The organism is Alkalispirochaeta alkalica DSM 8900, assembly GCF_000373545.1.
GTDB lineage: Bacteria > Spirochaetota > Spirochaetia > DSM-27196 > Alkalispirochaetaceae > Alkalispirochaeta > Alkalispirochaeta alkalica.
In genome coordinates this window covers 1-24311 of record NZ_KB891736.1, presented here as the reverse complement: position 1 = coordinate 24311, position 24311 = coordinate 1, and the positions used below count along the sequence as shown (strand labels likewise).

General features: G+C 56.0%; 27 protein-coding genes. 1 reads left to right on the top strand and 26 read right to left on the bottom strand.

What is annotated here, in order from left to right; translation table 11 throughout:
- The 26 genes from B071_RS19905 to B071_RS0111165 form a co-directional block, all read right to left on the bottom strand.
- Window positions 1-2039, bottom strand: a 2039-nt coding sequence (locus B071_RS19905; protein WP_040588294.1) for a hypothetical protein, incomplete at its 3' end; no start/stop codon positions are given.
- A 2-nt stretch (window positions 2040-2041) separates the two neighbouring features.
- Window positions 2042-2314 (bottom strand): DUF6760 family protein, encoded by a 273-nt coding sequence (locus B071_RS20335; RefSeq protein ID WP_083914896.1) that lies wholly within the window; start codon window positions 2312-2314, stop codon window positions 2042-2044.
- Window positions 2257-2622, bottom strand: coding sequence for a hypothetical protein (locus B071_RS0111280; protein ID WP_018527189.1), 366 nt, complete (start codon window positions 2620-2622; stop codon window positions 2257-2259). Before B071_RS0111280 ends, B071_RS20335 begins: the two co-directional genes overlap by 58 nt.
- A 1-nt stretch (window position 2623) precedes the next feature.
- Window positions 2624-2827, bottom strand: coding sequence for a hypothetical protein (locus tag B071_RS0111275; protein WP_018527188.1), 204 nt, complete (start codon window positions 2825-2827; stop codon window positions 2624-2626).
- A 20-nt stretch (window positions 2828-2847) separates the two neighbouring features.
- On the bottom strand, window positions 2848-3939 hold the full coding sequence (locus B071_RS0111270) for a pentapeptide repeat-containing protein (RefSeq protein ID WP_018527187.1): 1092 nt from the start codon (window positions 3937-3939) through the stop codon (window positions 2848-2850).
- Window positions 3940-3941: 2 nt separating this feature from the next.
- Window positions 3942-4361 carry a hypothetical protein gene (locus B071_RS17290; RefSeq protein WP_018527186.1) on the bottom strand — a complete coding sequence of 140 codons (420 nt, stop codon included), beginning with the start codon at window positions 4359-4361 and terminating at the stop codon, window positions 3942-3944.
- Window positions 4361-4576 (bottom strand): DUF2997 domain-containing protein, encoded by a 216-nt coding sequence (locus B071_RS0111260; protein WP_018527185.1) that lies wholly within the window; start codon window positions 4574-4576, stop codon window positions 4361-4363. The genes B071_RS17290 and B071_RS0111260 overlap by 1 nt, the downstream gene beginning before the upstream one ends.
- Window positions 4577-4602: 26 nt before the next feature.
- A complete protein-coding gene (locus B071_RS0111255; protein WP_018527184.1) occupies window positions 4603-6132 on the bottom strand; it encodes a Ycf46 family AAA ATPase in 1530 nt (509 codons plus the stop codon).
- Window positions 6129-6698, bottom strand: a complete 570-nt coding sequence (locus B071_RS17285; RefSeq protein WP_040588293.1) for a 4Fe-4S single cluster domain-containing protein — start codon at window positions 6696-6698, stop codon at window positions 6129-6131. The genes B071_RS0111255 and B071_RS17285 overlap by 4 nt, the downstream gene beginning before the upstream one ends.
- Entirely contained in the window at window positions 6695-7267 is a 573-nt protein-coding gene (locus B071_RS19735) for a GNAT family N-acetyltransferase (RefSeq protein ID WP_018527182.1), read from the bottom strand. The genes B071_RS17285 and B071_RS19735 overlap by 4 nt, the downstream gene beginning before the upstream one ends.
- Window positions 7268-7277: 10 nt before the next feature.
- The gene (locus tag B071_RS0111240; protein ID WP_018527181.1) at window positions 7278-8324 is read right to left on the bottom strand and encodes a phage late control D family protein; all 1047 of its coding nucleotides are present in this window, start codon (window positions 8322-8324) and stop codon (window positions 7278-7280) included.
- Window positions 8325-8349: 25 nt separating this feature from the next.
- Complete coding sequence (locus B071_RS0111235; RefSeq protein ID WP_018527180.1) at window positions 8350-8970, bottom strand: CIS tube protein; 621 nt, start codon at window positions 8968-8970, stop codon at window positions 8350-8352.
- Between the two features lie 18 nt (window positions 8971-8988).
- Window positions 8989-9432, bottom strand: a complete 444-nt coding sequence (locus B071_RS0111230) for a phage tail protein (RefSeq protein WP_018527179.1) — start codon at window positions 9430-9432, stop codon at window positions 8989-8991.
- An 18-nt stretch (window positions 9433-9450) separates the two neighbouring features.
- On the bottom strand, window positions 9451-11226 hold the full coding sequence (locus tag B071_RS18590; RefSeq protein ID WP_018527178.1) for a phage tail sheath family protein: 1776 nt from the start codon (window positions 11224-11226) through the stop codon (window positions 9451-9453).
- Window positions 11226-12386: a VWA domain-containing protein gene (locus tag B071_RS0111220; protein ID WP_157703196.1), complete on the bottom strand. Its 1161-nt coding sequence runs from the start codon at window positions 12384-12386 to the stop codon at window positions 11226-11228. The genes B071_RS18590 and B071_RS0111220 overlap by 1 nt, the downstream gene beginning before the upstream one ends.
- Window positions 12387-12409: 23 nt before the next feature.
- The gene (locus B071_RS19970; protein ID WP_369073159.1) at window positions 12410-12745 is read right to left on the bottom strand and encodes an FHA domain-containing protein; all 336 of its coding nucleotides are present in this window, start codon (window positions 12743-12745) and stop codon (window positions 12410-12412) included.
- Between the two features lie 63 nt (window positions 12746-12808).
- Entirely contained in the window at window positions 12809-14326 is a 1518-nt protein-coding gene (locus tag B071_RS0111210; protein ID WP_018527175.1) for a hypothetical protein, read from the bottom strand.
- The gene (locus tag B071_RS0111205; RefSeq protein ID WP_157703193.1) at window positions 14323-15033 is read right to left on the bottom strand and encodes a phage tail protein; all 711 of its coding nucleotides are present in this window, start codon (window positions 15031-15033) and stop codon (window positions 14323-14325) included. The genes B071_RS0111210 and B071_RS0111205 overlap by 4 nt, the downstream gene beginning before the upstream one ends.
- 95 nt (window positions 15034-15128) lie before the next feature.
- Window positions 15129-15488, bottom strand: a complete 360-nt coding sequence (locus B071_RS0111200) for a DUF1257 domain-containing protein (RefSeq protein WP_245534082.1) — start codon at window positions 15486-15488, stop codon at window positions 15129-15131.
- 72 nt (window positions 15489-15560) lie between these two features.
- The gene (locus B071_RS0111195) at window positions 15561-16031 is read right to left on the bottom strand and encodes a hypothetical protein (protein WP_026245185.1); all 471 of its coding nucleotides are present in this window, start codon (window positions 16029-16031) and stop codon (window positions 15561-15563) included.
- A gap of 22 nt (window positions 16032-16053) precedes the next feature.
- A complete protein-coding gene (locus tag B071_RS0111190) occupies window positions 16054-17583 on the bottom strand; it encodes a hypothetical protein (protein WP_026245184.1) in 1530 nt (509 codons plus the stop codon).
- Between the two features lie 91 nt (window positions 17584-17674).
- Window positions 17675-18103, bottom strand: coding sequence for a phage tail protein (locus B071_RS0111185; protein WP_018527170.1), 429 nt, complete (start codon window positions 18101-18103; stop codon window positions 17675-17677).
- A gap of 51 nt (window positions 18104-18154) precedes the next feature.
- A complete protein-coding gene (locus tag B071_RS0111180; protein ID WP_018527169.1) occupies window positions 18155-19321 on the bottom strand; it encodes a phage tail sheath family protein in 1167 nt (388 codons plus the stop codon).
- Between the two features lie 116 nt (window positions 19322-19437).
- Window positions 19438-20052: a hypothetical protein gene (locus tag B071_RS0111175; RefSeq protein WP_018527168.1), complete on the bottom strand. Its 615-nt coding sequence runs from the start codon at window positions 20050-20052 to the stop codon at window positions 19438-19440.
- Entirely contained in the window at window positions 20049-21212 is a 1164-nt protein-coding gene (locus tag B071_RS20515) for a putative baseplate assembly protein (RefSeq protein WP_438829695.1), read from the bottom strand. Before B071_RS20515 ends, B071_RS0111175 begins: the two co-directional genes overlap by 4 nt.
- Before the next feature lie 1819 nt (window positions 21213-23031).
- Window positions 23032-23457: a GPW/gp25 family protein gene (locus B071_RS0111165; protein ID WP_026245182.1), complete on the bottom strand. Its 426-nt coding sequence runs from the start codon at window positions 23455-23457 to the stop codon at window positions 23032-23034.
- Window positions 23458-23702: 245 nt separating this feature from the next.
- Between B071_RS0111165 and B071_RS0111160 the strand changes: the two genes are divergently transcribed.
- Window positions 23703-24311: phage baseplate assembly protein V (locus tag B071_RS0111160; protein WP_018527165.1), on the top strand; the 609-nt coding region annotated here is incomplete at its 3' end.

Here is a 24311-nt window from a genome sequence, read left to right as displayed (position 1 = left end):
AGTCCTACCGCCGCAAGACCGCTCACCTCGGCCCCCAGACTCTCCCGGCCAAGCCGCTCCTGCACCTCCTCGTCGTAGCCGAGAAACGCCCAGAGCAACTCGCGTCTCGCCCCTCCGGCGCCCTCGGGGGTGGCCGTGGTGATCGCACTCACCCCACGGGCTGTTTCACCGGCGGGCTGCGCAGCCTGGTCCCTTCTGCCCTGAGCCTCCAGCTCCTGGTAGCTCAGACGGACCGAGAACCCCGGCTCTTCCACCGCCTCGGCTACCACCTCCCGCACATCCTGCCGCAGATCCACCGGTCGCTTCGCGTACTCCCGACCCGTCTCGCTCCCCGTCACTATCCCCTTCACGGCACTCACAAGCTCCACAGGGGTCAATCCGCTCCCCCGGGCGATCTCCCGGTATCTCGAAAACGCAGCAGCCAAACCTCCCATCAGGGCATCTTCCTGGTCTGCCCCGACATGAATCTCACCGATCTTCGAAACCACCTGTTCAATCGCCCCCGCAGGCAGATCGCCTCCCCAGCGATCCACCCACGCGCGAATACTCTCGCCCTTCTCTCGCCGCCCGCGCGCGCCCCCTTCCTCCAAAACCAGATCTCCCAGGGTCACCCGCCGGTCCAGGTACACCGCCTCGCCAGCCTCCCCCGATTCTCCCCGAATCGCACCCGATACCGCACCGATCACCGCCTCCACACCGCCGCTGGCCACAGCACCCGCGCTCATTCGGCGCACCACGCCCTGCACCGCCCGGCTGTAACGCCGCAGATCGTCCCCCTCAAGCTGACTCGCCTGTTCTCTCACCAGATCGAGCCCCTCTCCCTCGAGAATACGCAGCACCTCAGCCTTCGCTCCGTACTCCTCAAGACCAGCCTCATCAAACGCTCCCTCAACCGCTACACTCCCAGACCGGCTCACCTCTTCCACCGCTGCAATCAGCGCCGCTCCCTCGTACCCGCGTCCGGTGAGGGCCAGACTCACCGCTCCTACGCTCTCCAGGGCTTCCGCCCGACTCCGCTGCTCCTGCACCTCACGCCAGCGTCGCGCCCGCGCAGCACCCTCGCTTCGCCGCAAAATCTCCGTCTCTGCACCCGCAAGATCACCAAGAACCTCGCGGTATACGCCGACCCGATCACCCCTTTCGGGAATCACCACCCCGGCCAGCTGCTCGCCGCCCCGCCTGCGAACCTCCTCTCCCAGAATCCTCACCGTCTCTCCGATATCCCGCTCGCTCTCGCCGTAGACACTCCCGTCTTCCCGGTAATATCGTCGCGCGCCGCCACCACAGAGCAGACCCTCTTCGTCATACAGAAACAACCCCTCTTCCAGCTCAACAAGATACACCAGCTCCTGCGGCAGACGATCCCGCGACCCCGCTATCTCCCTCATCTCCCCGGCTTCCCCATCGTCATCCAGCTCGCACCAGATCCCCTGCTCGTCAAACCGTCGCTCCCCACTCCGCTTCACCTGATAATTTACGTCGTACCCCCGATCCCAGGAAAAACCGGACTGATCCCGCAGAACCCCAAAACTCACCCGTTGATATCTCCGATCCCGCTCTGGCCGTATGCGCCCGTCAAAATGCAGGTACTGCCGCACCTCGGGACCGTCCCATCGACCCCTCCTCCCGGCTCTCCCCGCTGGAAGCTCTCCAGAAAGACCCTCCCCACCTCCTTCCATCACACGCTCGCTCACCGCCGTGTAGCTCCCCCGGGTTCCCGAAAGCATCCACAGCTGCTGCTGATAGCACACCCGGCTCACCGCCTCACGACAAAATCGTCTCAGCTGATCTTCCTCCAGGGCTCCGTCGGTGGTAAAAAATTCTGCATCCAGATTGACAAAGGGGGGAGATTCCTCACTGCGATTGCCTGCACGGAGAACCGACTCAACGACCGAGCGTCCCCGCTCGCGGGCTCGTTCTACCTGGTCCTCGTCCCCGGAACTCCTCACCCCAGCGTAGTCCCGGACCGCCGTCTCAATCTCCTCGCTCATTCGGCTGTAGTAACCCGGCTCAAGATAATTCAGGATTTCTTTCAGCATGTTCATCCTCCGCTTTGGGTATAATCAGGACTGGACTGTTCCAGGAATTCTCTCCGCAGTCGTCGTGTACGATCCAGAATTTCCGCGTTGATCTCGTTCACCCGGGCAACCCACATGGATCGCTCGCGATGAGGCATTTCCAGAATTTCATGCCGAGACCAGTGCAAATGATACGCAATATAGGCCACCTCCCGTTGCAATTCCTCCGGAAGGCGGCCTATGCTTCCCCCAGTACAGCAAACTCCCCCTGGAATGAGACACCGCAGCCACCACACTGGATGGCAACACGGCGAATCAAGCTATGGTTGATTTCATTCATGAAATCCACAAGGAAAGAAAAATCATCGGGAGCAAGCTTTTCGATGGTTTTTGTTGTAACCATCTTCTCATCTCCCAGTTTTTCTACTATCCGGCTTAACAGGATCACGTAGAAATATCCGGGATTCTCTCGAACCCGGGCATCCTGATAGACAGCGAGAAGGTCTTTTACCCTGATAAGACGCATGGTCCCGATAATTCTGCTCCCCATGGAGGGAGTGAAACCCGTTCCCTTGGGCAAGGAAAAGCGAAACTCTGTTTTCATCTCACCCTTCCCCCTTTGGAACAAGACCTCGGGAAGCAAACCACCGGTTCAGGAAATCGTTCATTTCCCCAACAACCTCACCACCTATCGTCTCGAAGGCGAACTCTTCCTGCAAAGCCGCCACCGCCTGGGCCTGGTGATTTTTGAAATGCTCGGGGAGCTCCAGAGAAAAAAGCCCCTTTTCCTCGTCGTAGTGCACGTACATCCTATCTCCTTTCCGAAGCGCTATAATTCAAGATTCCCGAACCGCCCCGGAGCATCTCCAGTAGCAGGCCGGGGGGGGGCGACACTGCCGGCTTCCGGGGCTCGCCGTACCGGAGATTTCGCCTCCCCTGATGTGATTTCGTGTTTCCGCGATCCTATTGTCACCCAAACCGATCCGCTATCGACAGTAAAGTGATCCAGCTCCTTCATATTCAGTCGGGTCTTGAGAAGTCTGAAGAGACTTGGAAAATCGGAAGCTTCGGCAATATCGCGGCCAAGAGAATCGGGAGTCTCTTCCCGAAGGCCCCTCTCTTCAGCAGGCTCCTGAGATTCTTCGGTGAGAATCATCGCCAGAGCATCTCGCAAGCTTTCAGCATCAAGGTCAGCCAGAGCTGTCAGAAGCTCCGCTTTCTTTCCATTCATGGATATCTCCCTCCCGTATCGGGGAAATTCGCAGCTCACCGGGGGGCTTCCCTGACATTCCCAGAACAGGGCATCCTGCCACTCTGCATATTCCCAACTCTGGCGATTGAATGAACACTGGATGAAAAAGGCCCCCTCCAGCGTCCCTTCCCGAAAGACCTCTCCCTCAAAAGAACACTGAATAAAAAGAACCTTTCGAAATGATGCCTGATGGAACCCCGCCACACCCTCTTCGGGTGATACACAAAACCGGCACCGATAGAATATCGCTCCGTCAAAACGGGTCTTCCAGGATTCCAGATCCTCCAGCAGGCACGAGTTAAAACGGGCATCCCGGGCATCGGTGCTGTTCAGGATACAACGCCGGATAATTCCCTGGTCAGCGCGAACCCCCTGGAAAACAGCCCGCGTCAAAACACAGGCATCCAGAGCGGTCTCGATCATCCGTGCGCCATCCAGAAGAAGTCGTTGCATGGAGCACCGGAAAAACTCGCAGTCGCGAAATCCCCCCGATGAAAAGTCTGCCTCATTCAACACACTCTCCCGAAAAGAGGTGTCTTTCCAGTCGCCCCTGACAAAGGATGAACCGCTTATATCGTTTGATATAATCTGCCACCCTGCGGCCGCCCCCCGGGCTCGTTCCCATTCCTGAAGCAGGACAGGCAGGCTTCTGGCCGGGAAAACAGACATACCTACCGCCCACCCTGGTCCGGATGGATTTGAACGGTATCCCGGGGTTCATCCCCGGGAAGGGTCAGACCTGTATACAGGTTCTCCAGATACAACTGGTTCTCGTGACCGCACTGAGGACACGCCACGGTTGCCATCCGTTCTGCCTCGCCGTTCATATCCTTATAGAGGAGCTGCAAATAGAGAAAATCCGCCTCAAAGAGATCTCCAATCAGTTCTTCCGTGACAGAGTCATAATCACCCAGTCTGGTAATAACCCGTGAGAGGAGCAGAACATCCCGAAATGCAGCGATGTGGCGAATCTTTTCGTGAGTCTGAATTGCCAGCTCATCACCCGTGGTGGCCTGACGGATGCGTCCCGTTCGATGAACTTTCTGGTGCTCGTCGACGTAGCCCAGGGGCAGAATAAAATCCCGCTCCATCACAGCCCCTCCCGGGAAGCCCCTTCGATCTGACTGTTTTGAGTCAGATCGTCCTTGTAATACTCCGAGGTTTTTTCCCGGTCAACAACAATTCCCAGCTCTTCTTCGATGTCTTTTGTGAGTTGAACACACCGGGAGCCGTTAACCCCCTCAACCTTTATGGAAACCTCTCCATCCTTGTCGATGACGATTTCCAGTTCGTGTCTCTCTGCCATCGTAATATCTCCTTCCTCTGTTCTGGTCAGGTGAGTTCCAGCAACCGATCCTTGCTCTCATCCTCTTCGAAGCACTGAAGGCTTGCCCGCCGCGCGCGAAGTTTTGCCCATTCGCGGATCTCGCTTATCCGATCCCCCATGGTTTGAGAAAGCGGAATCATCGAGGAAGCCGCGCTCTGCAGCCCCTCGGTCGAAATATCCTGATGCTTGTCAAAGGCGTCGTAGAGGGAGGAGATCACGACCTCCTCGATCTCCGACCCCGAATACCCCGTTGTCTGTCGTGACAGAAGATCGAGAGAGAAGTTCTGGGGATCGCGCTTTCTCTTTTCCAGGTGAATCCTGAAAATCTCTTCCCGTTCTGCCCGATTCGGAAGATCGATGTAGAAAATCTCATCAAACCTCCCCTTTCTCAACAATTCGGGAGGGAGCGCCGAGATGTCGTTGGAGGTGGCCACGACAAAAACAGCGCTCTTTTTTTCCTGAAGCCACGTGAGAAAGGTTCCAAAGACTCGTGCAGAAGTACCCGAATCACCGGAACTTCCGCCGCCCATTCCAGCGAACCCTTTCTCAAGCTCATCGAGCCACAGGATGGATGGAGCGATCGATTCCGCCGTCCGAATCGCCTTGCGGACATTTTCTTCGCTGCTTCCCACAAGACTGGAGAAGACCTTTCCCATATCCAGTTTCAGCAGGGGAATCTGCCACAAGCTGCTGATCGCCTTGGCAGTGAGCGATTTCCCGCATCCCGGAATACCGATCAGGAGCACACCCTTGGGCTGAGGAAGACCGAACTCCCTCGCCTCATCGGTGAAGGCAAGACTTCGCTTTTTCAGCCACTCCTTGAGATACTCGAGCCCACCGATCTCGGCCATTTCCTCCTGCGCCTGGTAATACTCAAGGACCCCCGATTTCCGGATGATTTGTTCCTTCTCGCTCAGAATGATGCCGACATCAAAATGCCCCGTTTGAACCAGGGATTTGGCAAAGACGTTTTCCGCCTCCTCTGCCGTGAGCCCCAGGGCAGCATCGACAATCTTCTCCCTGTTTCTCTCGCTCCCCCCTGTAGGATCACCCCCAACAGACCGGCAGATACCATCGATTATTCCACCAATCTCATCCTTCCCGGGGAGATCGTAATCGACAACGCTTATCTCCTTTTCCATCTCGGGGGGGATCTTGAGGATCGACGACAGGAGCAGGACGTTTTTCACCGTTGTCTTCAACTCTCCATTCACATCCCGGAGTTTCCGCACCACCACAGGATCGTTCAGAAAGGGATGAAAATCTTTCACCACAAAGAGCCCTTTCACATCGAGCTCCATGATGTAGTCCAGTACTTTCAGAGGTTCCCTGAGATCGGATAGTCGTGTGCCGTCATCACACTCCAGCCCCTTGGTTATGGACCAGACAAAACACCGTTTTCCCCGTTCCCGGGCGATCTCTTTCATCGTGTCCTCAACGCGTTTCTCTTCGCTGGAAACAACATACACCAGGGGATATCGGGCCCGAATCAGCACCGCTATTCTTTCTTTAACCGACAGATCTGCTTGTTTCATGTCCACCCTTCCGGGAAGCCGGTCACCGTAACCAGCCCCTCACTATCTATAGAAAATTCGACTTCCCCCCCCTGAGAGGAGGGTTCTTCTGCTATGCCTGAACCTTCACGATCAATACCGTCACCCAGAAAATGAACTCTCTGATTTCCCGATCCTGCCCAACGGTGATTGGGGGGGATATCCTTCAGGTACGGCCCGTCTATCAAAACATCGGTGGTTGATAAAAGATCAATCCAGCAATCCTTCTCGCTCTCTTTTATCTCTTCCAGTAAATACCCCGTATAGACGAGCACCGAGAGTCCTCTGGCCCGAATCTCCCTCCCGAGCAATGCCAGTGGGGCCGCCTGAAGAAACGGCTCGCCCCCGGAAAAGGTTACCCCCTCTATTCCCTCAGCCGGCAACCACTCCAGGACAGCGGCCACCGACACCTCCCTCCCCCCCCTTACCGGCAAGGCTTCGGGGTTAAAACACCCCGGGCACGAGCGCTCGCAGCCCTGAAGCCACAGAACACTGCGTACTCCCGGGCCATTCACCGTGGAACGGGGCAGGAAAGAGTGAATGATCATACGTTGAGGACAAGACACTCCCGTCTTAGACATCCAAAAACTCCCACATCAAAATATTCATCCCCTCCCGGGACCCATCCCCACTCACGAAGGGTTCCCTCCTTTTCAAATCCAAAGGACCGGAGCGTAGTCTCCATAGGCCCCGGCTCGGCCAACACCGAGAGGCGGCGCAGACGGAGGAGAAGAAAGGCATGCTGAACGAGACGTTTCAGTGGCTCGGCCAGGATTTTCCGGTTCTGCTGGTCTCGGGAAGCCCACCAGAAGAGGTGGGCCCGGCCGTTCCAGGGGGATATCCGATCGAGCCCCAGAATAACGTCCTCCCTGTTGTGACCATCCTGGCCGGGAGACACGCCCCCCGAAAGACAGCGCAGGAGGAACGCTTCTTCTGCATTGATCCGGCGCTCCAATCCCGTCAGAATTTGCTCGGGACGCAGAGGGTTCCACAACGGCCCGTCACAACCGGGCAGAATATCTTTCCACTCCCCCGAGCGCAGCCTGCCGGCGAGTGGTTCCTCCAGGGGAGGCCGCAACACTTCCAGACTGAACCCCTTGTGTTTTTCCCAAATCATCGGACCCCTCCTAGACCGTGTTCCGCGATCCCGAGAAACTTGTTGTGAACCCCGTGCCCGAAACGAGCCGATGCTTCACCTCGCGCAGCAGATAAGGGCCGGAGAACCGCCCTCCCAGTTCCTTTACTTCCAGTGTCGATCCCGCCCTGATTCGGTAGTTCCCTTCGCAGGAACCGCTGCCAGATATCAGTTCGAAGGAGTTTCTCGTGAGAATATCCATGGCCAGGCGCTCGGCCTCCACCGTGTCCTGCACCCGGGGATCGACCACAACAGTCTGACAGGCACCGAACGACTCCCGGACCAGTTCACCGCCCAGCGAACCATCCCCCACACGATGGGAGATATCCTCGGCTCTCGCCTCTCCGAGAACTCCCTCACCGGAATCGGCGTTCCAGGAATGGACCGCCACATCCGTCCATTGCCGAGTGGTATCCATCTGCGCAGAGAAATCGAGCAGGGTCTTCTCCCACTCCACAATGACATCGGTACTCTCGTCGACGATGGGCTTTATCCGGATGCAGGTTCCCTGTGCCCGAACAAGACAGCCATGACGGGCAGCGATCTCCATGACCAGATCAAAATCGCTGCTGTTCTGCTGGGTCGTGTAGGCGTAGTGCGTTCCCAGACCATCACAATCACCCTCGAGACCGTGACGATCCAGAATCTCCTGAACGATATCGGCATCGGCCATATCAGCAAAGGTTGCCGTTTTTCTGAACCGTTTTAGGCGGTGCAACACATCATGACAGACGATTACTGTAGTATCATCGGTGTTCCGGGTGTACTGCGCCCGGAGGCCCGTTATCTCACCGTTGAAAACTTCTTCAATATCATCCTTGGTTCCCAGGTGCACCGATACCTGCTGTCCTTCGGAGAACTCGGAACTATCGGCCCACAGCCGATCCGCATCGGACATCACAATATGACATACCGATGGAGCATCGATCCGGTCGGTAACAAGGACCTGCTTTACCGATGCCTCCTGTTCAATCGCCAGACGTGTTCCGTTTATATACACAATAAAATAAGGAACAAGCTTCTCGTAATCTGAACTCACCGTGAACTCCTTGGGCAATCAATGATTAATACAGAGGAGGAAGCCGAAGCAGTGTCCCGACCTCCACATTCATGGGATCGTCGATGCCGTTTGCATCGGCGATGACTCGCCACTGAGCAGGATCCTCGTATTCCCTGGCGGAGAGCGAAGAGAGGCTCTCTCCCTCCTGGAGAACAATCCTCTTCGTGTGATCCGACGAATGACGGGGTTTCTCCTTGATCTGACTGGCAGCACTGGAGTATTCCTTGAACAGAACCTTCAGGATCGCCCTGACCGGGGTTCCATCGTTCAAGAACATGGTGAACCGCTGTACAAGATCTTCCAGAACGCATCGAAACTGCAGATTCCCCCAGGTGAAGAGCAACAAGGGCGGTCTGTGCTGATCGGCATTCACCAGCATGAGCTCTTCGATCTTGTCCGTGAAAGCTCGCACATCAGATTTTTCTTCCGAGGTATCAAAGAACAGTTCCATGGATAATCGCTTCCGTTCACCCAGCGTAAATTCGACAGCCGGAGAATCCAGCCCCTGTATTTCCTGCTCTTTCCAGGGGGTTCGCTTTTCGATAATGTACTCTTTCGGATTGAACAGGACTTCCACATCTTCGTTTGTATCAAGGTTATGTATTACCGCTTTTTCCAGAGCCATTCTGTTCTCCTTTTTCCGCTATCCCAGCATTAACCCTTCGTGGGTAATCTCTATGCGCTCTACGGCGCATCCATGGGTCTCTGTCCCCAATCGGGGCCCTACGTAGCGACAGGGAAGCGCCCGGAAGAAATTCCATCGTTTCACCTCATCACCGTTCGTACCGTAGAGGACAACCGAACCATCACGCCGCTCTATGGGCTCATCGGACATCACCGTTTTGACGTACCAGTCATAGAGATCAGTGTTATCGGTCAATCCGTTTTCCAGAACCAAATTGGGAAACCGGGTCCTGCCCAGAAACTTGTGGACTGAACCGTTCAGGCCACCCTCCTCAACCTCGTACACGTAGGTTTCTGCCTCCAGCCCTTCACAACGAAAGAACTTGGCCCGCTGGATTCCCTCAATCTCAATGGTGAAATACGACGCAAGATAGGAATCATTCCGTTCTGTCGATCCCGACATATCTCCACTCCTCCTTCGCTAGTTTTCATCAAGGGTTACCTTGACATGTTCCCGTTCCGCACAGAGCGTCACAACAATGAACTCGGCTGGTCGCGCAATACATACCCCGACTTGAACCGTCACAATCCCGGCGTCCCTGTTCTCGGGAGGATTGAGCTCCTCATCGCATCGGACAAAGAACGCTTCCTCTGCTACCGCTCCGGCGAGGTAGCCCTTCCGCCAGAGATCGATCAGAAAGGCCACAACGTGACGGGTCAGGCGTTTTCGCAGAGACGATGTGTTGGGTTCGAAGACCGCCCAGTGGGTTCCCTCTTTCAGAGCGGTAAGAATGCGCGAGAATGTTCTGCGAACGTTGATATATCGCCATTCCGTGTCCGATGAGAGGGTCCGAGCCCCCCAGATCTTGATTCCCCTCCCCGGGACCGGAGAGAGTGTGTTTAACCCAAGAGAATAGAGAAAATGGATTTCACCCTTTTCCAGAGGAGAATCCAGGGCGATCACCCCCGGAAGAAACTGATTTGCCGGAGCGTGAAAGACACCCTTTTCGCGATCGGTCCGTGCGTAGATTCCTGCCACATGACCAGAGACGGGTACACCGAGCAAGGCTACAGACCCCTGATCCTCGGGGTCGAGCATGCGGACTCGCGGATAATACATGGCAGCAAAGGCAGAATCGAACTTCTTCACGTATCGCGCCAGTTCCATTCCCGGTTCGAGGGGTGGTGCATCGAGGAGAGCAAATCGATCAGGAAAGCTCTCGGCCTGATCGACCAGTGCTTTCTGTACGGCGAAGAGATGATCAAGGCCCTTCGTTTTCCCTGCATCGCCTTCCCCCCCTCCGGAGCGGACAAGCAGTGTCGCATCGGGAGCACAGAGGACCTTCACCTGGGGAAAGGCCTGGAAGGAACCGATACCTCCGTGGTTCTCAAGGCCCCGATACCAGCCGATAAAATCACCGGGCTGGAGCCCCGCCACGCCATCACGACCTCCCGAGAGGGTGGTTGTGGGGACCTCGCACGGAAAGGAGTGCTTGCGGACATTCGAGACCCGAACCAGCCCCGAATTATCATTGACAAGACGCTCCAGATATCGGGGATCTTCGGGACTCAGGGAAACGTCAAGGTAGTCCTCTGTCTTTTTCCCGTTGGAGATGGACAGATTAAGGCGCAGAACCTCGATCCCCACGCCCCCCCCGGGCGGGCGAAACGATTCGGGTACGGGATACCGTACCGTACACCGGCCCTCGACCACCTTCTTGACCTCTCTGAGACATGATTCCCCACCGCACCGCAGACGAACCCACATTCCCGGCGAAAGTCCGATCTCCTGATCGGCATGGCACACTCCCCCCTCGGGCGTTATCTGGGATACACGGGCAGCACGATCAACTCCGTACCATAACCGCACCGTGATATAGTTCCCCCAGACACCGGGCGAGAACGCTTCCATCACGAATGATGTTTTCCCGCGCTGATCGGGGACCATCAGACACGCCGGGGCAACACCGCCCGACTCCTCCCGGGAGGCAACCCTGACAACCACACATTCCGCGCCCCCCGCACTAAAATACCCGTACACCGCATGAGCCAGGGCGCCCGGCGAGGAGAATCCGCCAAAAATCGTCTGATACTCACGAAAATCACGAATAACCTGGGGAGCATTGACGGGGCCTTTCTCAGTGACCCCCACAAAACCCGCCACAGTTCGAGTATCAATACGCACCGCATTGGAGCGGCGGACCGGTGAATCAAAGTAGATCCCCGGGATATCAACAGACCGAACACCCATAGTCATTACTCCCCGGTGGAGTCCTTGCGCTTCTTCTTTGGCGGTATATACCGGCAGAAGGGGCAGAACTCCCAATCGTCCTTCATTCGTCGTTTGCAATCGGGGCACTTTCGCTTGGTAATCCCCATCTTTCTGCGCTCCGCCCGACGATAGAAGAAGAGAAACACCATCAGAAGAAGAACCGTTGCCACAGCGATGCAGACGATGAGAATTCGCAACCAGAAGGGAAACGGAACCCTCCGGGCAACAAAATTCTTGAAAGCCCGCAACTCTATTTCCCGGTCGATAACCCCGATCATGAGCTGGTGGTACTCGTCATCGGCGGGAACGCCGCGCACGCGAAAACCCAGAACGTAGCCGTGGTGAATCTGTTGCATCATGCGCCGTACACGCGACGGTATCTGGTCATACTGGTTCTGCAAGACAAACTGATAGGACCCGCCCGTTGCGTCGGAGAGACCGCTAAGGCGCTCCAGGTTTGCTCCAATCACCGACACTCCCAGCGAATAGATCGGGACGTTGACCTCGGCAGCCCGCCGCAGCAGAGTATCCCGATCAAATCGGCTGTTCGCATCTCTTCCGTCGGAGATAACAATGATGACTTTCCTGTCGATATGCCGGAGCGCCTCGTTTCGCTTTCGCATGTACACGCCGGTAATCGCATCGTAGAGATTCGGGCTGTCATCGGTAACGGTAATCTCGCGTATCGCCTCCGTGTTGATCTCTTCCCGGGTCTTGTACTCGAAGACCGGCAGCGCCTCGGTTCCCACGGTGTATACCGAGAGACGATCCTCGTCGTTCATCACATCCATGATGGAAAGAATCGCTTCTTCGCGGTAGTACAAGGCCCGCTCGAGCCGCCCGGACACCGAAAGCAACACGGAATACGCGATGGGCTCCTCGGACAGGCGAAAAGACTCGACCCGCAAACGCTCCAGCGGATCTTGAGCATCGACCCGAGCCTGGAAGTTTCCCCGTACGAGCGTTGGCAGGGGATCTCCCGATTCATCCTCCACCGACACGTAGACCTTCAGGTTGGGATAGTCCCTGTTTATTATCTGATCGATTCGCAGCTCCTGCGGGTCCTGAACCTGGGAGAAGACTCCTCCCGTCAGAACCACCCCCAGAAGCATCCACAGGCACAGACGTTTCGTCGTCATGGTCATGATAGTCATCATTGGTCTATTCCTCAGAGGCACTTGAACTTGAAATCCTCTTCTCCGATTTTCAGCAAGTCGCCGTCGATGAGCGGAGAACTCGCCGTTTCCTCAAAATTCACCGTGAGGCAGGCCGTCTCGGCGAGCTTCGTTATCCGGGCCACCGATCCAGAAAAAATCACCTGGGCATGCTGCCGGGCTATTCCCTCACCTCCACGAAGCCGAACTTCGCAATCGACGCCGCAGCCGATCACAGAACGGCCCTCGTGAAGCGTGAAAACCTGACGGGGTATCCCGTTTCTGTGCCACACCAGCCACCCCACCACCGGCGCTATGCAAACGGGGCAAACCTTCCAGCTGGGATCCATCACATGACCCTCGCGGCAGTATTTCTTTCCTATCCCGAACACCTGACCCCCCAACCTCTGTGCCTAGAGCTTTTGATAAACCCACATCCGCCCGAAATTATCCCGCCCCTTCTCGCCCAGGCGGAACTCTATTGTCGGTGTGAAGTCCTTCACCATGTCTTCATCGAAGGAGACCGAAAGGTTTCTCCATCGGTTTTCCGTATCCGGTGCATCAACTACGATCCTGCGTTCGAAAGATCCGTTCAGGACGGTCTGGATGGTGTAATTTCCCGAAACAACATCGGTTCTTCGGACCAACAGGAGTTTTCTGTTCTTGACAATATTCCGGAGTGTCATTTTCGCTGAGCCCGCCACGTAACGAATAACGTTGTCGCGAACCATCTGGCCGTCTGGATAGGTAAGAGCCAGGCTTGTCGTGGAGACATCCTTTGTTGCAGGGAAAGAGAGCTTGTGCCGCTCCCTGTTCTCGTCATCCCGCAGATCGAGTACATCCACCAGGGTGTATCGCTCGTTATCCAGAACAAGAATCCGTGGAAAGTCGTGGCTTATGAGCGCTATATCGTGGAGGCTCACTTTCCGTGTTACAAAGAGGGCCTTCATCGTATCGATAATGATCTGCTGTTGTTTGAGCGCACCGTCCAGCGTCTCGTATCGTCCGTCGTAGGTTTTCACGTAGTCGCCCATGGAAAAAATGGCTTGGCGATAGACCTCGAACTCGCTCTTGGCCGAAAAATAGCGCTCGTTTTTTTGCCGCTCGTATTCGAGCAACTCCTGGGCGATCTGGTTGTTCAGATCGAAGAGCGGATAGATCGTGTGGATCACATCGTCGAAACTGACATCTCCACACTGGATGAGCATTTTCCCGGTGAGTGCTACCGTCTGGATCTCCCGTAAACCGGGCAACTCCACGGTGTCATGAATTACCATCGCCACGTTCCGAGTCTGCTCGAAGAGGTTCACAAGATGGCTCCGCAGCTGCGGGTGAATTCCCTGCTTTGCAGGACATACCCACGGCACGTACCGACAATCCAGTGTATTGGAACCGGGAGCGGTGAAATCCTCACCCTCGGAGATCTTCCTGATCTCTCCCTGACTGTCCTCTTCCAGGAAGATCCGGGCGATCTCAATATGATCCCCACCGGGGGGAATCCCCGGGAGGATCTCCACCTTGGCGGATTCCATTTTTTTTCGATACCCCTGGTATTCACTGTTCTCTTCATTCTGGTAATAATCTTCGAGGACCTCGTGATACCTGACCGTGATATAGACCGTGCAGGGAAGGGTAAACTTTCTCGAGTCCAGGGTGAGAGCCTGCGTCTCGTGAAGCATGACACTTCTCCCTTTTTGATCCAGCACCGCGCCGGGGTTAACAACAAGCATAAAGATGCCTCCTCCCCCCTGCACAGACCGCACCCGGTACTCATCCAGTACCCCGGGAATAATCCCCGTGCCGTGAAACAACTGGTTGTAGAACATCTCCTTTCGATGACCGTACTCCTGTATCGCATTCCAGAACTGCGGTGTAGCCAGGAGGCCATTGAAGAAGTTTGCCCGGCGGAAAGGATCAATTTTCTCTATCATTCGTTTTCTCCCACCGCATCAGCAACGGACTCATCCGATGCTACACGGGTATCTTCATCGATCAATACACCAACGATCCGTGCTTCCTCGGGATTGCGGAATGCAATAATTGCCAGAGTATTTGCCGGTTTTTCCATCTCCAGAATCTGGGGGAGGAGTCTCACAACCCCGGGTTCAATTTCCGTCCGCTCCACCGGGAAAAAAACGGTAAAATACGCCCGGTACTGCCTCTTCGAGTCCAGGATGAGAGCATCTCGGGTAGTTGCCGACGCACCCAGGACGTAGGCATCGTGGGGCAGATAGTTCTCCATCACCTCGGGTTCTACCCCCGTCAGAAGCTTCATGAGTTTTCGTATCCCCACGGAGGTCCCCCGATGCCGATAAAGCGTCACCGCCTGGTGAAGCAGACGGCGAAGCTTGTCTTCCGGCAAGACTTGGGCGATAGAAATATCGAACCACCCCGCGAGCCAGCGGAGAAAAGCCTCGGGGGTATCGGAGGGGATAAAAAAGGAATGCAGGTTATCCAGTGTCAGACTGATCTCGTTGTAGATGTGCTGAAAAATCCACAGGTAGTTCCGGAGAAACTCGTTGTCCTGATATATCGAGGGAAGGAAGCGGATCGGATTGCGCGAGGCCACCACCAGGGAGAGGCCTCCCTTCCGTTCCTTCACTTCCAGAACTGTGGAGAAGGGTTTTTCGCTTTCCACATATGAAACCGTCCAATCCCGTATACCCGCCTGGGCCAGCCTCCGTTGTGCAGCAAAGAGGCCAAGCCCCACAATCCCCTCTGGTGCACTCCCGATCATGACCACTTCCTCACAACAACCCGCAGACGCTCCTCGGAATCGCACTCCTCGGAGACGAGGTCATACCCGGAACTACGGACCTTATCCATTACCGTCTCATAGGCGTATTGGCGCGTAAACTCCGCGAGGATGTCTGACTGTTTTCGCTCGGTCCAGGTCTCAATGGCCCACCAGTCTGCAACAAAATCAACTTCCCCTTCGGCGTTCACGGTCACACCGATCGGATAGGAACACCCCGTCTCAATCGACAGACTCGCCTGGGCGGTCTCCTGTTCCCACCCTTTTATTGACAAAGTTGTCCCCTGAGTTGCCTCGGTGTAGGCAATACCCAGACTCTTCAGTGCCTGCTTGAGCATCTCCACGTTCCGTATCTTTGTCTTCACTTGAGTGAAATGGGACACCCTGATACCTCCTCTTTCTGCGGAATCTCACTGAACCTGAATAGAAACGATAGAGTTTCTGTTTATCGAGAAAAATTGCGAAACGATCTCGAAGACCGCCACATTGCGCTCAATCACGATCACAGAGACCTCCCCGGCTTTTTGATCCTTTTTCGCGTCACTGTAGACGTATCCGGTCATCCCCACCTGGACCGACTGGTGGAGGTCGCTGGCGGGAGAGATTATTCTCTCCTGAACACCAGCCGACGATTCTATCTCAATAATCCCAAAATCAATCCATATTTCTTCTATCTCTTCTTCCGCAACAACAGTGGCCGTCTGTTGGACCACAACCGGCGGAGGGACGACCTCCTCCAGAACCAAAGGAGGGAAAACCTGTTCCTCCTGCTCTACCGGCTTTTCAGGTTCCGGCTGCTCCTCGAGAGGGACGCTCCTGCAGGCCGCCGAGATGAGAACAAAGAGCATGAGCCCGCTGTATATATGTTTCCTCATCGCCATGATGTTCCTTTTTTCTCCTTGTCTAGTGCCTGAGAAGAAACTGCGCGTAGGGCAGATCTTCCCGGGAGATTGTCTCGCTGGTATGTTCGTAGGGGCGCATCAGAACCCCCATCAGGTACTCTCCGGTCCCCTTCTCCTCCCGGAGATCGGGTTCTACGATGCGAAAGATATTCAACCCTGCCGGAAGCAACTGTCCCGACAGATCTCCCCTTCCCAGGTGATATCCCTGGAAGTAGATATGGGCCTCTTCCGGAAAATGGTCCCTGCTCTGCGGACGCAAGGCCCCCACCTGAAGCCTCGCCTCAAAGGGAACTGTTGCCAGAATGAGCAACCGCGACACGTCGCGAAGACGCTCCTGGAGATACACCAGATCCAGGGATTCCAGGGGGAATACGTAGTGCATGACCTCACGACCTGTTCGGTTATTCATCAGAGTTGTCTCGAGGATCGTGAGGCGCTCCGAGAGTTTCAACTTGCCATCCACGGAATAGTCTCCGACCCCCCGCTGGGAAAGATTTTCCCTCACAACACCGTCCATATCTCCGATCTCTGCGCGTACAAGCCCCCCCAGATGGAGACCGTATCCAAGAAGATCGCGAATGTGATCGTCCTGCCGCCGGTAGTCGGCTCCGTCAAGGGAGAGGAACGGGACAGGGCTGAACTCGAACTCTCCGCACTCGAGTGTGGTAAGATGAAAGAAGGAAAGCTCCAGGGGATTCACATAAATGGTTGAATGAAAGAGGTTACGGGGCTCCCGTTCTTCATCGATACGCAGGACAAGCTCCGCGAACATATCAGCCATGGCCAGGGAAGAGCGCTCGCCCAGCGTTTTCTCCCGGGCCACAATCTCTTCTACGACCTCTTCCTCCATCACACTAGCGGCCTCTCTGTTCCCTGTGCGGCGGGACATCTTTTCTTCCGGCTCTTCTTCTCCCTCCGATGTCCTTCCATCCGAAACAAAATGGAACTCCAGCGGATCACCACAGCAGTAACACACCAGGGGAAGCTCCTCCTCGTCCTGATCCTGACCGGGGATATCCACAATGCGCAGAAAATGCCGGGGAGCACGTCCCCGCTCGACGGGATAGATGCTGACACGGAGCCCCAGGCGTTTTCCGGAACGAAAGAACCGGGTTGTTCCAATGTAGTTGACGGGCAGGCGCGTGCTTCGGACTGTTCCCAGGAATGACCAGATCGACCCCGCCTTATCCCGACCAAAACGCTCATCCAGCCAACCCTGGATCGATACCGGTCGGTATTCACCGTGAAGAATGAAATGCTTGATCAGTTCCTGATGAAGAGTTTCCGCGAGATCCCGATCGACTCCGGACCCTATGCGAGGGGGGAAAAAGGCGATCGACGGAAGATCCCCCGGGAGCTCTTCATAGAGTGCCATATAATCAATCGGGTCGGGGGGAGCATCCTCCTTCGACTCCTGGGCCACGGCCGGGATCGTTTCCTCCAGGATCTCCTCACCTCTGCCCAGGGGATACACCAGAGAAGCAAAGGAGAGAAAAAGAGCTATCGCCACGTGCGTTCGAAACGCTGTCATATACAACCTGCCTTCAGTCCACAAGGTCCGGGGGGACCCATTCCGGGGTACTGCCCCGGGGCTCCCCCCGAAGATGCAATTCATGCCCGGGCTAGCCCCAGTCGGCATCCTCATAAACCAGAGAAATACTCTCCGAGATAGCCCCGCTCTCGCTACTGGAGAGATCGGACATCGTCCAGCCCGAGGGTACACACTCGAAAAGGTTTCGGCGGGCAATCTCGGTAATCCCGTCCCGACCGGACAAAACGATCGAGACAGCTTTTCGCTCGGGCAACCCCCGTTCGACGGTCTTCCACCAGTCCCGCAACACCGTGTCTGTGGGATCGCAGTTTCTGGTGAGAGTTATCGTCTCGTAGCGGACCTTTCCCGGTATCTTCCGGGGGTTCTTGTCCATTCCCCCCACATCATCAGAAACCTCTGCGGTGGCACCGAGGCCGGTAACAGACGTGAAGTTGCCGTAGTCAACCCCATCGATCTCCACCTTGAAGTTTGTCTTCATCTGCGGCGCATAGACTCCCATGCGTACCTCCTATCGGATCATCTTTTTGCCCATGCCAACGGCATGATGGCTTTACTCATCCAGGGTCTTCTGCGAGACGCGGAAGACCACGAACTCGGCGGGTTTCGCCGGTGCAATACCTACCTCGCACACCACGTACCCTGCATCGATTGACTCGGGAGGGTTCAGCTCGTCGTCACAGCGGACAAAGAAAGCCTCCTCCGGCGAATCTCCAAAAAGTGCTCCGTCTTTCCACAGGCGAAGACAAAAGGCTGTGAGGTTCCGGGTAATTTGCTTCCACAGCCCCCGCGTATTGGGTTCGAAAACAACCCAGTTGGTGCCATCCTGAATCGCCTTCTCCACCATGCAGAAAAGCCTCCGCACGTTGAGATACCGCCATTCAGGATCAGAACTGAAGGTCCGTGCTCCCCATACCCGAATGCCCCGACCGCTGAACTCGCGAATACAGTTCACGCCCTTGGGGTTCAGGAGTTCCTGTTCACCATCGGTGAGCTGATAGCGCAAACCCGTAGCTCCCCGAAAGATCTCGTTTGCCGGTGCCTTGTGGACCCCCCTGGTTCCATCGACACGTCCGAAAACTCCGGCAATTCCACCGGAGGGCGGAACAAATATCTCGGTTTCGAGGTTGGGATCAAAAATCTGGACCCAGGGGAAATAATAGGAACCGTGGGTGGAATCCCGAGGCATGGGAATGGTGTCGATACCTTTTTCGAGAACCTCGGGGGCATCCAGTACTGCAACGCGAAAGCGGTTTTTCTCGCAGTGAGAGAGGATCGCATCCATGGCGGCCGGATCGGTGACCCCCGGAGCTGCGACGATGGCGATGTCCGATATCTCGTCGAAAGCAGGAAGACCGGTCCTTTGTCCGGGCCCCTCGTCTTTTCCCATGATGAGTTTAGTCAGGTTATCGGGGTTTCCCATCTTTTCAGGAACGGCGGGCTTTGCCTCTTCCTTCTGCTCGGAACCCTCGGCTCCATCCTTTCCCTTGGCGGCGCCCTCTTTGGGTGGGGCAACCTTTTTCGGCTCCGCCAGATTGTTGATATAGCATTTGGATCCGCCGTTCTGGAAAAACAGATACACCGCGTGGCCAAGCCAGCCCTGGGAGTGCATCCCTCCAAAGATTTTGCTGTACTGGGTCCAGTTGGTGACGAGGGTCACCTCATCGACAGGTCCTTTTTCTGCGACTCCGAGAAACCCGGCAATACTGGTGGATCCCATCTCAATGGGCTTTGATCCACTCGACACTTCCTCTACATACACACCTGGTGTTTGATACTGTGGCACGGTTGCCTCCTCCTTCGTAAAACAGTTCGTTCTGTAGACCTTGATCTACATCAGGATTCCTTCTTCTTGATCGCTCGCATCTGGCGAGCCTCTACCCGCCGGAACCGTTCCTTCACGGAAGAATCGATTCCAATCTGTGTTCGTACCCCTATCGCTATCGAAGACCCTCCCCAGGATGAGGGGAACCGGGTTTCCCAGGCAGGCGCCGGCGGGACTACTTCCCACATCAAGGGCTCATTTTGATTACCCGCCCAGTCATACTCGCCAACGGGAGTAAAAGGATCATCGTGAATCGTCTGCACCACCTCCCCCACCAGACCAAGCCGGGCGAAGAGATCCTTCACCAGTGGATACACCACCAGAGAAAGCTCCATGATCGTGGCTGGTCGCGTGTAATATTCGAATTCCCTTCCCTCGGCATCGGTCTCGCGACGCACTATTTGCTCCCGCGCTCCCTGATCCGGTTTTTCCCGTATCCCGAGAGGGATAACCGCAAGACAGGGGGACTTTTCCTCCCCCAGCCGCGTTATCTCCCCGGGATCCAGAGAAGAGGCAAACTCCACCGCCCATTCCCGCCCCCCCGAAACCAGTTTTTCCGAGAAGGCACGAAGGGCGTAGCCTATGACATCCGATTGCCGCCCACCCGGGTTCTCGTGGCTGCTCAAAACTGAACCTTCCTGTCCTCAATACGAATCTCCTGCAGAAACGGCAGTTCCCCATCGGCAGGAAGCAATCTCTCCACGGCCACTCCTGAATCGAGATCGGACAAAGCCAGTTCCTCGAGATGATGAACTCCGTCAACAGATTCGAGAACCCTGGCGATATCATCCTTCTGGATGGCCACGCCAAAGGGCCAGCCTGTTCTGTCCGGTCCGCCACATAGTGGATGAAAAGCCTTCCGCAGAGCCTCTTCGATCGCCCTGCGGACCGTCTGAAACTCCACCACATCCCGTCGGTAGGCAACTTTCAGGGTCACCCCAAAGGCCCGGTAAACCGGCGGGTCCACCCGCAACCCTGTCCCCACCAGTTTCCTGGGTTCAAGAAATTCCTTCACGCGGCGCCGCAACTCCGAAGAGGGAACAGGAGCTTTCAGGTACTCCTCGTCCCCCGGATCTGCCTCGGGAACGATCACTAAAAGGACCTCACCCCTGGGGCCGCACCGGGGAAGGCACTTGGCTCGTGCCACCGATGCCGAGGCCTCGCGGGCCAGCCACTCGTAATCTTCTGCCGTGACCGCTCTGTTCAGACTTTTGAAAAGCCCTGATGCTCGTTTTTTGAGACTTTCCAGCGATTCGAGATCGCTCCCTCCTTCGGCGGGAAACCTGTTATCGCAACCTGCAAGAAAGGGTACACTCTCGCGAAGCGTGCGGATTGTGTGACTGCCCACATTCCCCCGAACACCTCCGCCGACACAAAGACCTTCGGCCCGAATGTTATGCTTTCCCCGGGGAGGAATCATTCCTCGCAGGCCATCGCCAAAGTGTATTCGGTTGTTGCGGTAGTCCACGATGTAATGGCGGGACTTGGGAGTAGAGGCATAGAAATTGTCCACCGCGTGATACCGAATCCAGACCTGCCCGGAAGCGTTTCCATCCGATTCCCGTATCGCATCATCGCCCTCCTCGGAGCGGATGAGGTCGATCTCACTCGCCGGAGGAAGGCTCGACTCGTTTACATAGACCTCGAATCCCGAAAGAACAGGGCTTCGCAGGATCTCGAAAACCTGATCGGGAGAGCCACTGGAGGAGCCGATAATCTCCGAAGGATAGGTCCGCTGGTTCAGGGCATAGACCGAGTTGGTGAGGACCTGCTCCACGACGGGCATGGCCTCGAAGCTGCCCGACTGAAAGACCAGGCGAATCCAGTAGACGTCATGGCCGAACTCACTTTTACGGGATATGTCCTGGGGAACCGTGAACTCCAGGAACTCTGACTGGTGAAAACTGTCGGTGTAGTCGTTCACCGATAGTTTTTGCCAGACCGAACCGTTCCAATACTGCCAGACCAGACCGATCCCACGTTTCCGAGAGACGGGGCGGCCCGAGAGCTCCGGCGCGTTGCGACCAGCGGGGCCTATTTTGCTTTTCTCTTCGAGCCTGAAATAGAGACTGTAACGTCCCTGCGGAAGCGGGGAATCAAAACCAAAATAGGTTATCGGTTGTGTCTCGGAACGCACCGAGAAGAGCATCTCCCCGGTTGCCCCCTCCCCGGAGGAGAAAGGGACGGTCCTGCGGGAGTAGTTGTCTACCACCAGGACGGCATCTACCATCTGGGGAGGCGCCTCATAGGAAAAACGGATTCGTGTGAACACGGGAGATCGCACGGGATCGTCAAAGAGCCACGTCCAGGAGCCATCCTCAGCCTGCACATGCCGCCCTCCCTTGCCAAAATCACCTGCGACCAGACGAATCCGCAGCCACAGGCGTTCGCTCCCCGCCACCGCTACGGGCGACATATCCTGGGGTCGGTCAAAGGCGATGCTCCCCGACCTGGTGAGGGCCCGTGTCTTGTCGGTAAAGCGGAATTGCCCCTGGTGATGCTGGTCCTCCCGGGTTGTGGTGTCAGCAATTTTCACCCAGTCCATACCGTTCCAGTACTCGTATTTCAGAACCAGCGAGGGGTTTGCCGCCGGGGGCTCTACGGTATCGCTCAGGAAAAAACCGGCCACGACACGGGATCCGGGTTTCTCGAAGATTTCGTCACAGGCGACATAGAAGATATCGTTGTGCTTCGGAACCCCGGCAAAGGGGGTGAAGTCCGCATTCAAATCCAGCGACTCAAAGACCATGTTGCCCGTATTGCTGAGACAGGAATCGGGGTTCACCCCTTCCCCGAGAAAATGCAGATTCAGGGAAAGACCGGTAACCTCCAGGCAAGCCGGATCATCGGGCATTCTGGCCAGAACCGCCCGGAGCCAGTACGCCTCTTTCCCGTCCTGGCAGGAACGCTGAATATCGAGGGGGCCCTCGAGAAACACCCTGTTTTCCTGCCTCCTCTCGTCTCCGGTGGCTCCCACCGCATCGACGGGGATCCAGCGGGATCCATCCCAGTATTCCCAGTTCAGGAAGTTAACNACCTCATCACCGGCGCTGCGCACAGGGTTCAGGGAGTGGAAGGTGATACTCAAGGCGTTGTTTCCCTGAAGGAACTCAGCCTGGGGAGCCTCAACGAGCAGATACCGTTCGATCTCCCCGGACCCCCCGAAGAGGGGGAAGCCCCCCTCTCCCAGATCCCGGCAACTTACCTTATCCCGGGTGACGGCGTAACAGGATGCCAGACGGGCCGGAGAAACGGTGACATCCTTCACCGTCTCGAAGATGATACTCCCCTCGCCCGCGCCCTTTCCGGCAGAGATCTGAAACCCTTCTTCGACCCGAAAAGCCTCGGGACAGGACTCCACAGGAAAGAAGGTGATCAGAGCCCGCGACGGGTGAGGCGGTATCAGCGAAAGCCCCAAAAGATCTATCAGAGCCAGATAGGTTTTCTCGGGAACCTTGTTGAGCCGATAGATCGTCATCTCCGTCATCCAGGCGAAGAGTTCTACCAGGGTCATGCCAGGATCACTGGGATTATGGTTGGTCCACTCGGGACAGTAATGAGGAATCAGGCGCAGGGCCTCGTTCAGGATATCCTTGTAGGTTCTGTCATCCAAGTTGAGATTGGGTATCAAGTTCGCCTCGCTCAAGATAAAAGGGATAGACCATGTTGAAATAGGTATTCACTGACCGGACAAGGTAGCGAATCTTTACGTTGATCTGGTTCTCCCGGTCGGGATCGGATTGCACCGAGACATCCTGCAGAACAATCCGGTGTTCCCACCGCGTGAGAGCTTCTTCCACATAGTGCTTTGCCAGCGCCAGGGTCCGGGCATTATTTGGCGCGAAAACCAGATCATTCAGATCACAGCCAAAGTCGGGCCGCATCACCCGCTCGCCCCTGGAGGTAGAAAGAATTATGTGAATTGAATCGGCAATACTGTTTTCATACCGGGACTGCGCTATGTTTCCAGTATTATCAACGCCGATCGGGAAGGAAAACCCTGTCCCGAGAAAGCTTCCGTTTCCACTCATCGCCAGAAAGCCTACCCCAAGATCCACGGGACAACAACTTTTTTCAATAAAATCAATAAAAAAAATTTATTTCGCTCTTTGTCTTGAAAAGTCCACCACGCGTGATATCTTGTTATGATTTTCTCTCATAAATTTTATAGATTTAATAAATTTTTTTGCATTAATGTGGTTTTTCGTTGACAGATGCGATAGTAATTCGGGATAGTTTCGGGAGTGCCGAAAAAAACGCATGTTAGGAAGCGCTTATGAATCACATGAATCAGTTCCTGTTTTATGCGGTTGTCACCAACAACCAGGATCCCATGGCCCGAGCCCGGATAAAGGCCCGGCTGTCCCTGGCAGGGGAACAGGTAGAAACGGACTGGATACCCACGGTGCAACCCTACGCATCGGGCGAGTGCGGGACGCTGATCCTGCCGGAGGTGGGAGACCAGGTGGTGATCGCCTTCTTTGACGACACCCTGTCCCAGGGAGTTGTCCTGGGGGGGGTGTGGAACGATTCCCGGCCCGCCCCGGAGAGCGGCGAAAACAGCGCTGCCGATTTCAACGGTGATGGGGAAAACAATCTCCGCTTTTTCCGAAGCCGGAGCGGGAACCGGATCATCCTGGACGACACAGCCGGGGCTGAGAAGCTGCAGCTTCTCTCCCCTGACGGCNCGTCCCGATTTGAGATTCTCCCTGACCAGGAGCTGATCAACCTGGAGAGCGCTGGGGATATCACCATCGCGGCGGGGGGGAATCTGCTGATCGAGGCGGAGACGATCCGCGTTGAGGCGTCGTCGTCGATGGAGATCGCCTGCCAGGATCTGGCCATGTCGGCCGATAGCGGCGATCTGTCTCTGGATGCTTCGGGA